The sequence below is a fragment of the Psychrobacter sp. LV10R520-6 genome (assembly GCF_900182925.1).
Lineage (GTDB): Bacteria > Pseudomonadota > Gammaproteobacteria > Pseudomonadales > Moraxellaceae > Psychrobacter.
In genome coordinates, this window is the sequence record NZ_LT900024.1 from 237,609 (window position 1) to 253,435 (window position 15,827).

14 protein-coding genes are annotated in these 15,827 nt (G+C 43.0%); 9 read left to right on the top strand and 5 right to left on the bottom strand.

Translation table 11 applies throughout. The annotated features are described in order from the left end of the window. Positions 1-8 precede the first annotated feature (8 nt). The gene (locus tag U1P77_RS01090) at positions 9-503 is read left to right on the top strand and encodes a DUF2127 domain-containing protein (RefSeq protein WP_414479057.1); all 495 of its coding nucleotides are present in this window, start codon (positions 9-11) and stop codon (positions 501-503) included. Positions 504-626: 123 nt separating this feature from the next. Here U1P77_RS01090 and U1P77_RS01095 read toward each other — a convergent pair whose 3' ends face one another. The 3 genes from U1P77_RS01095 to U1P77_RS01105 all read right to left on the bottom strand — a co-directional run bounded on the left by U1P77_RS01095 (position 627) and on the right by U1P77_RS01105 (position 5,310). Then, positions 627-1,904, bottom strand: coding sequence for a cation:proton antiporter (locus U1P77_RS01095; RefSeq protein WP_321155609.1), 1,278 nt, complete (start codon positions 1,902-1,904; stop codon positions 627-629). A 145-nt stretch (positions 1,905-2,049) separates the two neighbouring features. Next, positions 2,050-3,663, bottom strand: a complete 1,614-nt coding sequence (locus tag U1P77_RS01100; RefSeq protein WP_321155610.1) for a DUF2254 domain-containing protein — start codon at positions 3,661-3,663, stop codon at positions 2,050-2,052. Between the two features lie 90 nt (positions 3,664-3,753). Beyond that, positions 3,754-5,310 (bottom strand): YihY family inner membrane protein, encoded by a 1,557-nt coding sequence (locus U1P77_RS01105; protein ID WP_321155611.1) that lies wholly within the window; start codon positions 5,308-5,310, stop codon positions 3,754-3,756. Positions 5,311-5,636: 326 nt separating this feature from the next. Here U1P77_RS01105 and wrbA point away from each other — a divergent pair, with 326 nt between their 5' ends. Both wrbA and U1P77_RS01115 read left to right on the top strand, forming a co-directional pair. Next, positions 5,637-6,254, top strand: a complete 618-nt coding sequence (gene wrbA / locus U1P77_RS01110) for an NAD(P)H:quinone oxidoreductase (protein WP_321155612.1) — start codon at positions 5,637-5,639, stop codon at positions 6,252-6,254. A gap of 261 nt (positions 6,255-6,515) precedes the next feature. Continuing rightward, the gene (locus tag U1P77_RS01115; protein ID WP_414479058.1) at positions 6,516-6,911 is read left to right on the top strand and encodes a hypothetical protein; all 396 of its coding nucleotides are present in this window, start codon (positions 6,516-6,518) and stop codon (positions 6,909-6,911) included. 134 nt (positions 6,912-7,045) lie between these two features. Here U1P77_RS01115 and U1P77_RS01120 read toward each other — a convergent pair whose 3' ends face one another. Beyond that, a complete protein-coding gene (locus tag U1P77_RS01120) occupies positions 7,046-7,816 on the bottom strand; it encodes a DUF3108 domain-containing protein (RefSeq protein ID WP_321155614.1) in 771 nt (256 codons plus the stop codon). A 406-nt stretch (positions 7,817-8,222) separates the two neighbouring features. Between U1P77_RS01120 and U1P77_RS01125 the strand changes: the two genes are divergently transcribed. The 3 genes from U1P77_RS01125 (at position 8,223) to U1P77_RS01135 (ending at position 11,045) form a co-directional block, all read left to right on the top strand. After that, complete coding sequence (locus tag U1P77_RS01125) at positions 8,223-8,513, top strand: co-chaperone GroES (RefSeq protein WP_321155615.1); 291 nt, start codon at positions 8,223-8,225, stop codon at positions 8,511-8,513. A 157-nt stretch (positions 8,514-8,670) separates the two neighbouring features. Beyond that, positions 8,671-10,317, top strand: coding sequence for a chaperonin GroEL (gene groL, locus U1P77_RS01130; protein WP_201556562.1), 1,647 nt, complete (start codon positions 8,671-8,673; stop codon positions 10,315-10,317). Positions 10,318-10,658: 341 nt separating this feature from the next. Beyond that, positions 10,659-11,045 (top strand): hypothetical protein, encoded by a 387-nt coding sequence (locus U1P77_RS01135; RefSeq protein ID WP_321155616.1) that lies wholly within the window; start codon positions 10,659-10,661, stop codon positions 11,043-11,045. Positions 11,046-11,408: 363 nt separating this feature from the next. Here U1P77_RS01135 and yaaA read toward each other — a convergent pair whose 3' ends face one another. Further along, on the bottom strand, positions 11,409-12,209 hold the full coding sequence (yaaA, locus tag U1P77_RS01140) for a peroxide stress protein YaaA (protein WP_321155617.1): 801 nt from the start codon (positions 12,207-12,209) through the stop codon (positions 11,409-11,411). Between the two features lie 392 nt (positions 12,210-12,601). Between yaaA and U1P77_RS01145 the strand changes: the two genes are divergently transcribed. From U1P77_RS01145 to U1P77_RS01155, 3 genes are all read left to right on the top strand, one after another. Then, positions 12,602-13,771, top strand: coding sequence for an NAD(P) transhydrogenase subunit alpha (locus U1P77_RS01145; protein ID WP_321155618.1), 1,170 nt, complete (start codon positions 12,602-12,604; stop codon positions 13,769-13,771). A 116-nt stretch (positions 13,772-13,887) separates the two neighbouring features. Beyond that, positions 13,888-14,238 (top strand): proton-translocating transhydrogenase family protein, encoded by a 351-nt coding sequence (locus U1P77_RS01150; RefSeq protein ID WP_321156577.1) that lies wholly within the window; start codon positions 13,888-13,890, stop codon positions 14,236-14,238. A 14-nt stretch (positions 14,239-14,252) separates the two neighbouring features. Continuing rightward, the gene (locus U1P77_RS01155; RefSeq protein ID WP_321156578.1) at positions 14,253-15,635 is read left to right on the top strand and encodes an NAD(P)(+) transhydrogenase (Re/Si-specific) subunit beta; all 1,383 of its coding nucleotides are present in this window, start codon (positions 14,253-14,255) and stop codon (positions 15,633-15,635) included. Positions 15,636-15,827: the final 192 nt, after the last annotated feature.

The following is a 15,827-nucleotide window of genomic DNA, read 5'->3' on the forward strand; positions in this document are numbered from 1 at the left end:
ACCCTGATATTATCTGCCATGATGACAAGCTGCGCCCTGATAATTATAAGTCTAGCGAATCAATCAAAGCAGTCGCGATTTATGAAGTCGTCAAAGGCATAGGTGCGCTATTTGGAGCTTGCGCGTTATGGTTATGGCATGCTGATCTTGATCATTGGCTGGTGCGCGCGACAGACTCTTGGCGACAGAATTTTGGTCATTTTTTAGCACCGCAAATTGAAAGCTCGTTGCAGATTGCGCAGCAAGCAAGTAAAAACTGGCCGCTATTTTTATTATTAATTTTTGCTTATGCCAGTTTGCGCTTTATTGAAGCTTACGGATTATGGCAAGATAAAACCTGGGCATACTGGTTTGGTGTGGTGGGCTATGGCATATTTATTCCCATTGAGCTGTACTACCTGATTGTAAGCCCGTTTGATTGGTTTAAGCTGGGAATTCTGATAACAAATATTATTATTATTATTGTGGTTTATCGCAATATGAAACGCAAAGGTTTGCTATAGAAGAAACTTGCATGAAGAATTTTACTAAGTAATACAGACTTCAACAATAAAAAGCCAGTATAAAGAGGATATCTCTAGTGCTGGTTTTTTATTTTTGGCTTAAAGGACACTATTCTAGTTGGTCTAAACCTTTAATTGCTTTTCCTCAATAGGGCGAATTGATTGGGCCACTTTGCCCACACTCAAACCTTGAATCAAAATAGAGAACACTACCACCGCATAGGTCAACGCCAATAAAATATCGCGTTCCGCTCCTATAGGTAACTGTAAAACTAGCGCTACGGAAATACCTCCGCGCAGACCGCCCCATGTTAAGACTTTCCATGCGCCAGAGGGCAAAGCGAGCTGCTTACTAAAGGTCTTGGTAGTCATTCCCACTACGATAAAACGAGCCAGTAGCGCAATGATAATGGTTAGGCCGCCAGCAATAAATAAATTACCTGAGAAAGCAATTATCACCACCTCTAAACCGATTAAAACAAACAAAATAGCGTTTAGAATCTCATCAATCAATTCCCAAAATAAATCAATGTAGTGGCGAGTCTTATCGCTCATCGCCAGCTCCCGCCCGCGGTTACCGACCATTAGCCCCATCATGACCATGGCCAGCGGGCCTGACAAATGCCAATGACTGGCCAGCGCGTAACCTCCTATCACGCCAGCTAGGGTTAATAGCACCTCTTCTTGATAACTATCAATGCTTTTAATTAAGTAATATAAAATTGCCCCCAGCACCAAGCCAAAGACGATGCCGCCACCAGCCTCGACTGCCAGCGTATGTGCCACATAGTTGACGGTTGGAATATCACCGCTAGATAAAATCCCGAGAAGTATCACAAAGATAACGACGCCGATACCATCATTAAATAGAGACTCGCCAGCGATGACAGTTTCAATACTTTTCGGCGCGCCTGCTGACGCTAAGATACCCATCACAGCAATGGGATCGGTAGGTGATATCAAAGCACCAAATAACAAACACCAAATGAATGGCAGACCAAAACCTAACAGTGGTAACATAAAATAAATAGCAGTGGCAATGAGCACCGCGGATATGACCGTACCTAGACAAGCAAGAATACCAATGGGCAGTTTATAGCGCTTTAAATCCCCAATATTGACATGCAATGCACCCGCAAATAGCAGCATGGAGAGCATGCCATCAAGCAATACTTCGGTAAAATCAAGTTGGTCTAATAAGCTGACCTCATAATCAATCAGCTGATCGAAGCCTAAAAAGCCTAAAAATATCGCTACAATAGACAAGAGGATAGAGATGACCATTACACCGATGGTCGTTGGTAGACCGATGAAGCGATGATTAACATAGGCCAGCGAGGCAGTAACTGATAAAAAGATGGCGCTGATTTCAAGTATGGTCAGGCTGGTTGCAGATGCCATAAAAGGAGTCTCAAATTAATATAAAGAGTTGCCATAACCCTAAAGCTTGATATGGCGATATGCCGTGCTTGTTTTGTTATTTTACTCGTACTCGTTTGTGTTTTCATGTGTATATATATGAATACTATACTTGTCATATGAGAAGTTAGCTCGACTTTGTCTGTAATGCTTTATGAATGTGTGCTGAAAACTCGCTAACATATTCAAAGTGTTGGTGCTTGGCGTCCTTATTATGGATGAACTGCCGCGCCTGACTGCACATCGCCATCAGGTCAACTATTAGCTCACTATAGCTAAGGTTTTCTTCGCCTGCACGCCCAATTAAGCTCAGCTCGTGTAGTAGTGTTTGCCGTTGAGCACTGTTCACGCGTGCATAATTAAGATCGGTCATAGACTGACATAGCGCTTTTAACACCATCAGATCAGTCGTGGCATAACGGCGTATCTCCCCAAGAGATATGTCGATAAAGTCAGATATCTTGGGCGTTTTAGTAATGACTGCCAATATCGCCACGCGCGGCTGGTTTACTGTGATGTTAGAGGTGTCTTTATCATGAGGCGGTGTATAAAAATGATAGGGGCTGGGCGGTTGGCGGCGCATCATGATACTCAAGCAAGTAGTCAATGACTGCAAACAGTTGATCGCCGTTTTAGGATCATTAATACCAGGCGATAGCGCGCGTATCGCAATCTCAGTCACTTGTCCTAAGCTATAGGCAATGTCATTAGAGTGGGTTGGCCTGCGATCAAGACGAATACAGGTCGCAAAACGCTGCCAGAACACTCCATCAGGCCTGCGCGGCATGATAGCTAGATGTGAGGTTTTGGTTTTTTGTAGGTAATTTAGGTGATCTGCTGGACGCTGGTAAAAATACCCCATGACGTTCTTGTCGGTAACAAAGTTCCCCAGATTGGTACACATCTGCAGCACGCCGCCGTAGTCTTGCGCCAATGTGACCAGCGATTCAATATATGTCTGCTGAAGATAACCTGAGCTTGGCGCATAAATAGCAGTTGCTGGCCAGTTAGAAAATTGCGTAACATCTTCACTTGCCACGTCGCGCTGATGCTGAATATCACAGTTATCATTATACCAATAATGAATATTTTCAATCGCATCATCACTGGCATCTTTAATAACATGGGATGCCTGAATAGCATGCACCATATGCTGCACAAAATAAACCAGCAACAAAGCACAAATAATGGCCATGATAATGGCAAAGGTCACCGCTAACTGTGGTACACCAAATTCAACATCGTACTTATGAATAGATTTTAAAACCAATAAGCTATAACTAAAGGTGCCAATAAAGGCACCCAGTACAAACTGGTTGGGGGTGTCGGTCAAGAAGTTACGTAGCAGCCGCGGTCCAAATTGCGATGAGGCCATAGATAGTACGGCAATAGTAATCGAAAATGTCGTTCCTGCTACCCCAAGTACTGCTGCTGCAATCGCGGTCATGATCGCGCGCGCCGCCTGATCATCACCCGTAAAAGCAAAAGTGAGTTCCTTGACGGTTTGACGATCAAAGTGCTCATCGATAGAGACCAGTATCGGGGCTAAAAAAATACCTAATAGTACACAAGCTGTTGGAATAAACCAGTAAGAGCCAATCAGCTGTTGCCATATGTTTTTTAGGCGATCAGGCAAACTGGTTAGTGTCTGCAACGACCACAAGTGCACGAATTGCTTGAGCCAGCGTAGGCTTGCCGCTAAGGTACGTTTGGGCAAGCTGTTTCCAGGGGTTTTGTTCAACGTTGTTAGCTCCAGAATTCATACCAGTTTTTTAATTTTTATAGTAGATGTCTCATACTGCTCAGTAGTGAAATTGTTTACTTATGACGTTTACTTATGACTTTCTGGATTATCCGCTTCAGTAATGATATTGCCCTTACGGTCATTATTTTTATTATTGGGTGGCTGTTTTTCATTAGTATCGTCAGGTATTAAAATTTCACGTCGATAGTTATCACAGTCCACTTCACTGTCTTTATCATAAGCTACGGGATCAAAGTCTGGCGTAGCCTTGCTAACTGAATCGCTATCTAAATCGTCTTTAGAAAGCCTGCTAGACTTAGTGTCAGCAGATGTTTCAAATACTTTGCGATTACTGTGAGTAACTTCTTCATCGGAAGGCGATTTTTTGCGCGGCTGACTGTGAGCAAAGATAGTAGCTAATGGCAAGTCAAGTTGGTCACGCGCGCATGTTTCCGTATTCTCAAACCGCTGCACCAACAAGCCTAACCATGGCTTCTGATCTTCTTGCTTCATCTCATCCAGCTCGTCTTTGATCGGTAGCGGATAAGGTAAGGTACGATAAAAATCCCATAGCGACATATTGCTAAGATCTTTTTTGAGCACATATTCGTCATGTTCGGTCGTGGTAATCAGATTGCAGTCTTTAAGGTAGTTAATATAGGTGTACCATTTTGGCAGCTCTTTACGGCCCAGCACATCACGTAGCTCTTGCTCACTGACCGCGTCGCCTCTTAAATGATGGGTATAGACCAGATTAAGCATATCTAATAAGCTCAGTAACGGGTGGCGCGGATAAACTTCCTCGGTCTCAAAAATCGTTAGGGTATAGCTAATCTCAACCCCTAGTAGAATTAAATTCCACGATAAAAAAATCCATAATAAAAAAATAGGTACCGCCGCAAAGGCCCCATAAATCGCTTCATAACTGGTAAAGTTAGTCATCACGGTACCGAAGATGTGCTTGAGCAGCTCAAATACGATGGCGACAAAAATACCCGCAATAGCAGCATTCTTAGCTGGCACGCGTGCTTTTGGGATGAACCAATACATGCCAATGAAGCCGGCTACCGTTATCCCAATCGAGACTGCCTGCACCCAAAATGACCAGTCAATACCATAACCGCCGATTTGACGGTTTAAAAAGCTGAGACTCTGCACGGTGCTAGAAACGATAAATGCGGTGCCCAGTACCAATGGACCCAAGGTGACAATGGTCCAATAACGCAGCATACTCTTCATACCACCAGAACGGTCTTCTACTCGCCAAATCTGATTAAAGGCACGCTCAATGGTAGTTAAGGTCAGGATAGTAGTAATAAACAGTATCATCGCCCCGATAGCGGTCAAATTCGAGGATTTTTCAGCGAAACTATTGATGTATTTGCTGACTTGTAAGCCTGATTGCGGTAGCAAATTACTATAGATGACCTCATAAATCTGTGCTCTAACCGAAGCGAGCGCTGGTACCGAAGATAGAATCATCAACAACACCGTCAATATAGGAACAATTGACAGCATGGTGGTGTAAGTAAGAGAGGCAGCTTTTTGTTGGCAATTGTCTTCGAAGAAATGCCGAGTCAAGAATCGTAAAAATAGAAACCAGCGTTGCTGTAAAAAAGGCAGCTTTTTTAATAAGTTTTCCATGTCGACCATTTAAGAGGGGTAAAAGTAGCAATAGTGTAACAAAAATGTGCCACCAGCATCTGCTCCTTATTTGTGTCAAAATGCATAGCGCTGCTAATAACAATGCAGAATAGCCGTACCGGACGTTACGTTTGCATATGAGCTGACGAGTCGGGCATAATGTGAGCATATACTCATAACAGCGACTGGTTAAATCGTACATTCATAGCTCACAGCACGATATAAAGGCTACTCTAAGCGCTTTTATTAATGAGGTGCTGCTACCGGTGATCTTATAAGAATAATCAAATAGTTTAAAACTAAATTTTTAAAAGGAAGCTTTGCTCATGAGTCAGACCACCCCTTATGTTTTGATACTTTATTATTCCAGTTATGGCACCACTAAGACCCTGGCTTACTCCATTGCTCAAGGTGTTGAAGAGGCGGGCATGACTGCGCGTATTCGTACTGTGCCAATGGTCGCGCCTGAGACCACATCAAGTAAGCCTGCGATTCCTGAAGAAGGCGATCTCTACTGTACGATGGATGATCTCAAAGATTGTATGGGTTTAGCACTAGGCAGTCCCACTCATTTTGGTAATATGGCCGCGCCAATGAAGTACTTTTGGGACAATACCGTTACCATTTGGCTGGCAGGCAATCTACAAAACAAGCCGGCGTCAGTATTTACCGCAACCGGCTCGATGCATGGCGGGCAAGAAACGACTCTGTTGACTATGATGTTGCCGCTAATTCATCATGGCATGATGATTGTTGGTATACCCTATGCAGAGCCCGCGCTTAATCGTACCCATCGTGGCGGCACGCCTTATGGCGTGAGTCATGTCAGCGGTGCTGCCCATGATCAACCTGTATCCGATGATGAGCGTGAATTAGCCGTAGCCCAAGGTCGTCGTTTGGCGATTAGTGCTAAAGCTCTGGCGCAAGCTGACTGGAATCGTTAAGCTTGTTTATTATAATGGCCTGTCTTAATGGTTTATTCTAATGGTGTGGCCTGCTGGTTCTAATGATGTATCAAGGGTTTAATGATGTATTATTGATACTAATGAGTAGTAGCCGCTGAAGAAACATTACTCTGTTTAAGAGTAGTGTCATCAACTGGGAAATAAACATATCTAATGTCGAACACTTCCAATCCTCCTAATCGTCAAACGCCGACGGAAAATTCGGCTAAGCCTACCAAGCCTAAAAAGCCTATTGCCCCAATGCAGCAGCGCTTAATGCTGACGTGGTTGGTATGGCTGATTTATCGGCTGTTAGGACTGCCTATTTTAATCAGTATTTTTAACCCGATGAATCCTGATATTATCGGTGGTATTGCCTGGCAAGCACTATGGTTGGTGCCAGCCTTGGTTTTAACGCCGTCGATACTACGCGGACGCTCGCCTTATGCGCTATTGGTAGATAGTATGGTTACCTTGGTTTATTTAGGGGCTAGCGGGGTCGTGCTGTTCGCCCGCATTTATGGCAGTAGCTGGGCAGAGTTGGCAGTCTATTTGCTTGATTTTGTCTTAATATTTTTGATTAATACCTGGTTATTCCTGCTATTAAAACGTCTACCCTCAATGAACAATGTAGAAAAACCCCCCAGACAACACTAGCCTTGTTAAAGGTTCTAGGTTTAAAACCATAAAAGAAAGCCATAAAAAATCGGCGCTCTAATAGTTAGAGCGCCGATTTTTTATATAATGATTAGCCGGATACTAATCTAAAGTACTCAAAGTTAAAGCACTCATTAATTTACTTTGGTCAATTCTAGATCCATTTTTTTACCATCATTTATCTGGCTAACTTTCACTGGTAGGTAATCCAAGCTTGGCGCTAACCAAAAGCTGGTAGAGCGACTACTATCATCATGGATGCGGTCAACGCGCACGGTATCGAACGTACCGGCAGGAACGGTTATTTTAGTATTGCCAGATTTTTTAAAAGGTGTTTTCTCAATTTTATCTTTTTTGGCCATGTAGTAATTACCAGAGAACTTACCATTGAGTAAGTCTTGGCGAATCTGCACCTCAAGGCTTAAATCATCAAAAGCTTGCTGAGCCATGCTTAGATTGATGGTTTTGCCTTTATACGTACTGGCCACTTGTTTTTTGCTCGGATTAAATTTGAGATTATGGGTGCGCCCAAAGCCTAGCAACTTATAAGTAGTGCTGGCTTGCGTAGGGCTAACATTGTTACCTACTATAGTGAAGGCGCTACTTTGTGAGGCGCTAGCAATACCGGCAACGCGTGCCTTAACATCATATTTCCAGAGGTTACCTGATTTACTTATATTTCGGGTTGCTGTCCCTTTATATTTATCTTCTACGGTAAAGCTGTAATCAGCACTTGATGGCTGTATGTTTTTTGCGCTGGCAAGGGTGGGGGCAGTCATACTTAACGCTCCAATGGTCGCGATACTGGCTCCAGTGGTAAATAGAGATAGGAGTTTGTGTTTACCACGTTTTGTGTGATTAGAATGGGGGGCTGTAGATGGCTCATTGATTGACGAAAAACTCATGAATGTTCCTTAATTGGTGGTCGTGCTGCTATTTCGATGCTTATTTGATACCGTGCAGTCTTTTTGATAGCTATTATTTATTGCTTGAGGACTATAATGGTCATATGCTGTTACATTTTCAAGAGTAGTAAGCATAGTAGACGTTTGGCTCTTGTAGTTAATGTTGCCACAATCGCCTATGGCATCATTATAAGTAAAGCTTTGTCAGTAAAGTTACTGATAAGCATAAATAAATAACTCATTTTACGAAATCTTCTTGTAAATTTTTTAGCTTTACACTTGAAGCTATCTCCTCCTGTCCCCATTTTTTGGAACAAGCTCAATGCTTATCTTTAAGATTGGCTATTGAGACATTTAGATAAAACAATTCCTTAATTCAAACAATCAACCTTTTGGAGTCATATCGATGAATATTCGTCCTTTGCATGACCGTATTGTCGTCCGCCGTATAGAAGAAGAAACAAAAACTGCTGGTGGTATCTTATTACCAGGTTCAGCCCAAGAAAAACCCTCACAAGGTGAAGTCTTAGCCACGGGCAATGGCCAGATTCGTGACAATGGCGAAACTCGTGCGTTAGATGTAAAAACTGGTGATAAAGTCTTGTTCGGTCAATACGCAGGCCAAACCGTTAAATTTGACGGTGAAGAGCTATTAATTATGAAAGAAGCTGATGTATTGGGTGTATTAGAAGGCTAATTATAAATAACGCTGTTATCTGTAGATAAATACTTTTACAGAGACGTAGTAAGGGTTTAAAACTAAAGCAACGCCCTTATAACAATAGCTAACTTATTTAAAAACATTCTTGATAATCTCATCAGATTATTCAACCAAATTATTGGAGTAATTTAACATGGCAAAAGACGTAAAGTTTGGCAGTGATGCCCGCAAACAAATGATGGATGGCGTAAACATCCTAGCAAACGCCGTTAAAGTCACTTTAGGCCCTAAAGGTCGTAACGTGGTTATCGATAAGTCATTTGGTGCCCCAACGATCACCAAAGATGGTGTATCTGTAGCCAAAGAAATCGAGCTTGAAAACAAGTTTGAGAACATGGGCGCACAATTGGTACGTGAAGTAGCAAGCCGCACTAATGATGTTGCTGGTGATGGTACAACGACTGCTACCGTATTGGCACAATCAATCTTGCAAGAAGGCATGAAATCAGTTGCCGCTGGCATGAACCCAATGGATCTTAAGCGCGGTATCGATAAAGCCGTACGCGAAGCCGTTAAGCAAATTCATCTGCTAGCCACCCCAGCTGATGATCAAAAAGCGATTGCCCAAGTGGGTTCTATCTCTGCTAACTCAGACACTAAAATCGGTGAACTGATTTCGCAAGCTATGGACAAAGTCGGCAAGCAAGGCGTTATCACGGTTGAAGAAGGGTCAAGCTTTGAAGACACTTTAGAAGTCGTCGAAGGTATGCAGTTTGACCGTGGTTATATCAGCCCGTACTTTGCTAATAAGCAAGACAGCCTAACTGCTGAGTTTGAAAACCCATATATCTTGCTCGTTGATAAAAAAATCAGCAATATTCGTGAAATCGTGCCATTACTTGAGCAAGTAATGCAGCAGAGCAAACCTTTGCTTATCATTGCTGAAGACGTTGAAAACGAAGCATTGGCAACTCTAGTAGTCAACAATATGCGTGGCGGCTTAAAAACTTGTGCTGTAAAAGCACCCGGTTTTGGTGATCGTCGCAAAGCAATGCTACAAGATATCGCAACCTTGACAGGCGGCACGGTCATCTCAGAAGAGATTGGTCTGACCCTTGAGACTGCTACCCTTGAGCAGCTTGGTACCGCCAAAAAAGTTACTGTCGGTAAAGAAAATACCGTTATCGTCAATGGTGCCGGCAACACAGCTGATATCAATGAGCGTGTAGACTCTATCCGTCGTCAAGCTGATGAATCAACGTCTGATTACGACAAAGAAAAGCTACAAGAGCGCATGGCAAAACTATCAGGCGGCGTTGCAGTCATCAAAGTTGGTGCGGCAACCGAAACTGAAATGAAAGAGAAGAAAGATCGCGTTGATGATGCCTTGCATGCTACTCGTGCTGCGGTTGAAGAAGGCGTTGTCCCTGGCGGCGGTGTCGCATTAGTTCGTGCCATGAATGCATTGGCTGAGCTTAAAGGCGATAACGACGACCAAGACGCCGGTATCAATATCCTACGCCGTGCGATGGAATCTCCATTACGTCAAATCGTGACCAACTCAGGTGAAGAAGCCTCAGTTGTCGTTAACGAAGTGAAAAACGGTACGGGTAACTACGGTTACAACGCTGCTACTGGCGTTTATGGTGATATGCTTGAGATGGGTATTCTTGATCCAGCGAAAGTTGCACGTTCAGCACTAGAAAACGCTGCTTCTATCGCTGGCTTGATGCTCACAACCGAAGCTATGATTACTGACCTACCAGAAAGCGATGACGGCATGGCTGGCATGGGCGGCGGTGCTGGTGGTGGCATGGGCGGTATGGGCGGCATGATGTAAGCTGCGCTAACACCGATATTCCTATCTGCTAAAAATCATCAATAATAACTATTGGTGATTACAGCTAAGAAAAAGCCCCAACTCATTGAGTTGGGGCTTTTTTAATGTGCGTTTAATTTTAACCAAGTATGACAAGAAGCTTAATATCTCTCCGCTAGATAATACGAATTAGCTTGTCTAGTTTGTGCTAAACAGAATAACTAACGAATATTGGGTAGTTTTAATCTTATTCATAGAGTAAGTTTGAATTTTTCAATATTTACGTTCATACTCTAGTAACAAAAAGTAGCATCAGAAACACATATGAGATATTAGTCTTATTTTAGACCGAGGAAGTAATAATGAAAAATAAATTACCCACTATACTTATAACTTTAGCTACCATTTTTATCCTAGGTGGTTGTGCTAGTAAATCTATTAATATTCCTACAACTTATGTATCTCCAAATCAATATGCTAGTTTTAGCTGCCCTACTTTGGAAAATGAAATGAGAGATATATCGCAAAGAGTAGCCACAATTACTGGTCAAGTAGATAAAAAAGCATCAGCTGATTCATGGCAAATGGGTGTTGGCTTAGTATTGTTTTGGCCTGCACTTTTCTTTTTAGAAGGAGGTGATGGAGCACTCCAATCCGACTATGCCCTTTTAAAAGGTAAATATGAAGCAGTATCAGCGCAGTACAATCGAAAGGACTGTGCGGTTATGACTGAAGAGGTCGCTGGATAACTATGCTTTGCCAAATAGTTATTTTTAACACAGTGAAATCTAGTGGCTTATTTCTATTGATATGAGCCACTTTTATAACACTACCCGTTTCACCTTCCCTCGACTTGCCTTATTAGTATTTGCCCTTCTACAAGAATGGACTCAATAGACCATTCTCCATGCATACTTGTACATCGTCTTTAATCGACTAATGTAATCTGATACTGTAGAAGGAAAATAATCCTCAACAAGATATTCAATTAGTGTTGTCAATTTTTTATGGTTAATAACGCTACTACAAAACAAAACCCCGATAGGCTTGGCTTTTCGGGGTTTTTTAACGGGTATTTTTAGAATTAAGGAAGCTTTACTTAATTTTTATCATTACTGATCCACAGCATCCCGTCTAAACGTCCAAGTCTTATCATCAGAAGCCTCCGCACAATAATAATATCCTGCTAGATTAAACGCCTTGAGCTGTTCTGCGCTGGTAAGTCTATTATCAGCGGCATACTTTACCATCAGTCCACGTGCTTTTTTTGCATAGAAGCTAATGACTTTATACTGTCCATTTTTCTCATCTTCAAAACGTGGCGTGATGATCAATGCATCCAATACCTTTTTCTTTACCGCTTTAAAATATTCATTCGATGCCAAGTTAATTAACACTGGCGGCTCATTTGCTGATTGTACATCCCTGATACGCATGTTCAGTAGCTCGGTAATCTGCTCGCCCCAAAACTCATATAAATTGGCACCTTGCTCATTTTGAAGCTTAGTTCCCATCTCTAACCGATACGGCTGGATTAAGTCCAATGGTTTTAGCACACCATATAAGCCTGACAATATCCCCAAGTGTTCATTTAAATATATGATTGTCTCTTTATCCATGCCATAACTGTCTAATCCCGTATAGACATCGCCTGCGAATAAGTAGCTAGCCGCTTTGGCATTGTCAGTGGTAAAGGGCAGCTGCCAGTTGTGATTGCGCGTCGCATTAAGGGTAGCAAGATCAGATGAGATACCCATAAGCTCTTGCAAATCTATCGGATCTTTGGTTTTAAGTTGTTGAATGAGCTGTGCTGATCGGTTAATGAGTGCAGGCTGACTGTAACAACTGTCAAGGCTTACGGGTACAGCATCCGTTTCGTTCAATGATTTAGCAGGGGAGAGTACAAAATACATAATCATTCCTTATTTAGTAGACCAATGACAAATCTGTTACGGTATCAGATTCGCTCAACGTATTACATTTAAAGTTTGCATCTATCTTTCTCGTACCCGTATTATATGGGTCTAGTTATAGATTACAGCGAGCTGAAAAAATAAAAATTTCAAATATAACAATAAAATTTATGGAAATGGTGTAAGAACCTAACTTTTTATTATACTTATGAGTCATGAATAAGCAATGAAAGTTGGTAAACGAAGTCTCTATAATAAAAAGGCGTGATGGTAAACTAACTATCATTTATTAAATTGATAATCTTTGGTTAGATTTATGATTTGAACAAGGTGCTTTGAGAGGTATCAAAGACAGAAATTCGACGTATAGTAATTAGAGGTGAGGAGACGGTATGAAAATCGGTGTAATCAGTGCAGATGTTGCCCATGAAAACCGCGTGGCGCTAACCCCAGACGCGGTCAAAAAACTGCGTAAGCTTGGGTTTGAGGTAGTCATACAGTCCGGTGCAGGTCAAGCAGCCTATTATTCTGATGACAGTTATCAAGCGGCGGGCGCTAATATTGCAAACAGTAGCAGCGATGTCATTGCTGATGCGCGTATCATCACCACGGTGAATGACTTGCCAGCGACTATAGTTGATAGTTTGGCGTCTGGTCAAATTGTCATCGGCATGCTTGATCCTTACCGTAATACTCAGCTTGACACTTATGCGGCGCAAGGCGTGTCTGCTTTTGCGATGGAGCTGCTCCCTCGCACATTGTCACGGGCGCAGAATATGGATGTCCTGTCATCGCAGGCCAATCTTGCCGGCTACAAAGCCGTATTGCTTGCTGCTAATGAATACTCGCGTCCTTTCCCGATGTTTATGACTTCAGCTGGGACGGTCAAGCCAGCCAAAGTAGTTATTTTGGGCGTTGGGGTTGCGGGCTTGCAAGCGATTGCAACTGCCAAGCGTCTAGGGGCTGTGGTTGAAGCCAGTGACTTACGTCCTACTGCTAGAGAGCAAGTTGAATCTTTGGGCGGAAAATGGCTTGATGTACCGATGAGTGAAGAAGAAGCGCAAAAGGCCAAATCGACTGGCGGTTATGCGTGGACGCCATCAGAGCAATACATGAAAGATCAATCAGCTGTCGTAGACAAAGCGCTGAGTGGTGCTGACATCGTCATTACGACTGCGCAAATACCCGGTCGTCAAGCACCGCGTTTGGTACATAAAACCACGCTCGATAAAATGAAAGCGGGCTCAGTACTGATAGATATGGCTGCTGGAACGGGCGGTAACGTCGAAGGCAGTGTCGCTGACCAAACCATCACTACAGACAATGGTGTGCGTATTGTCGGTGCTGCTAACATTCCATCACAGCTCGCAGCGCAGTCATCAGATTTGTATGCTAATAACCTCGTCAATTTTATCACCACTTTAATTGCCCCCGCAGCAACCACAGAAGCGACAGATAATGCTTCATCCAATAAATTGACACTTCACCTAGATATGGAAGATGAGATTCAAGGCGCATTAGCAGTCACACATGAGGGTCAAGTACGCCTCGCTAAGCGTTAAATATTTTAAATATCAGGTTTTACCTGTCTCGTTTTATATATTGTCAGTAATGAATAAATTTTTAGGAGGATAAGATGATTGCCACTGTTTTAGCGGCGGCACCAGCTGGTGCGGCCATGGGTAGCACCCCATTTGTAGCAATTTTTACCGTATTTGTACTCGCTATTTTTGTCGGATATTACGTCGTTTGGGGGGTCACGCCAGCACTCCATACGCCATTGATGGCAGTAACCAATGCGTTATCAAGTATTGTCATTGTAGGCGCGATGCTTCAGACCGTCACTATCGATGGCGATATGTTTACCGCGACCAGCTTACTCGGTACTTTTGCCGTATTTTTAGCCAGTGTCAATATCTTCGGTGGTTTTGCGGTGACTGAGCGTATGCTTGCCATGTTTAGGCCCAAACCTAAAAAATCGCCGATTGTTACTACTGACAGCACTACTGAGAGCGGAGGCAATGTATGAGTGATTTAAGCACTATGATTGCTGCCAATGCAGACTGGTTTTATTTAGTCGGTGCCATCTTATTTATCTTGACCTTACGTGGTTTATCTAGTCCCAAAACGGCTATTCGTGGTAACCGTTTCGGTATGGCAGCGATGGCCATTGCCATTGTCACCACCTTCTTCTTAGCCGAAGGGCCTATCCTATGGATGATTATTGGCGCTATGGTGCTAGGGGCGGTCGTCGGTTTGTGGAAGGCTAGAACAGTAGCAATGACCCAAATGCCAGAAACCGTCGCTTTGATGCATTCGTTCGTCGGTTTAGCGGCGGTGGCCATTGCTCTAGCAACGGTGCTACATACTGAGGAAGCGTACAGTACTATTACCCGTCTAGAATTATTTATCGGTTGCTTTATTGGTGCGATTACCTTTTCAGCCTCATTTTTTGCCTTTGGTAAATTGGCTGCTAAAAGTTGGGCAAAAACGCTCGTTGGTGGTTGGGTCAAACCCGTACAAGCCATTCTATTTGTTGCGATGGTTGGTTTTGGTGCGGTCTACTTTATGACTGATTCGCTACCCGCCTTCTATGCGATGACCGTATTAGCCATTATCTTTGGTTGGATGTGGATTGCACCGATCGGTGGTGGTGATATGCCAGTGGTGGTCTCTTTACTTAACTCATTCTCAGGTTGGGCAGCAGCAGGGATTGGCTTCACACTTGGCAACTCAATGCTGATTATTGCAGGCTCGTTGGTTGGTTCATCCGGCGCCATCTTATCTTATATCATGTGTAAAGCCATGAATCGCTCATTACTCAACGTCTTATTTGGCGGTATGGGTATATCAGCCGTTGCAGCAGGCGATGAAGATGGCGCACCAAAGAACTACAAATCTGGCTCAGCAGAAGATGCTGGATTCTTGATGGCCAATTCCAGCGACGTGATTATCGTTCCTGGGTATGGTATGGCGCAAGGGCGTGCACAAAACGCAGTCAAAGAGCTGTACGAGTTACTAAAGGAAGAAGGGGTCAGAGTACGCTTTGCTATTCATCCAGTAGCTGGTCGTATGCCAGGTCACATGAACGTTCTACTGGCTGAAGCTGACGTACCTTATGACGATATTATTGAGATGGATGAGATTAACTCTGACTTTGCTGGTACCGATGTGGTGCTGGTAATCGGTGCTAATGACGTCGTCAATCCTTCGGCTAAAGAAGACCCTACTTCGCCAATATTTGGTATGCCAATATTGGAGGTGACCAAAGCGCAAACGGTTATGGTCATCAAGCGTTCTATGAATACAGGTTATGCTGGTTTAGATAACAGCTTGTTCTATATGGACAAAACCATGATGATATTTGGTGATGCCAAAAAGATGGTAGAAGAAATGGTACGTAGTATCAATGGCGCCGGTCATTAAGTTGGTATTAGATTAAGAAGCCATTAAACTAACAGGCCACTAGATTAATCAACTAACCACTATCAAACTGATTTTGCAACAACCGTCAGCGTCTAAGTTGCTCACTGTCAAAAGTGAGCAGTGATGTTAAAATAGATAGAATGAGTTAGCCGCTATTTTTGTGGTCTTAATGGCCTTAAGAACTACTGAGAA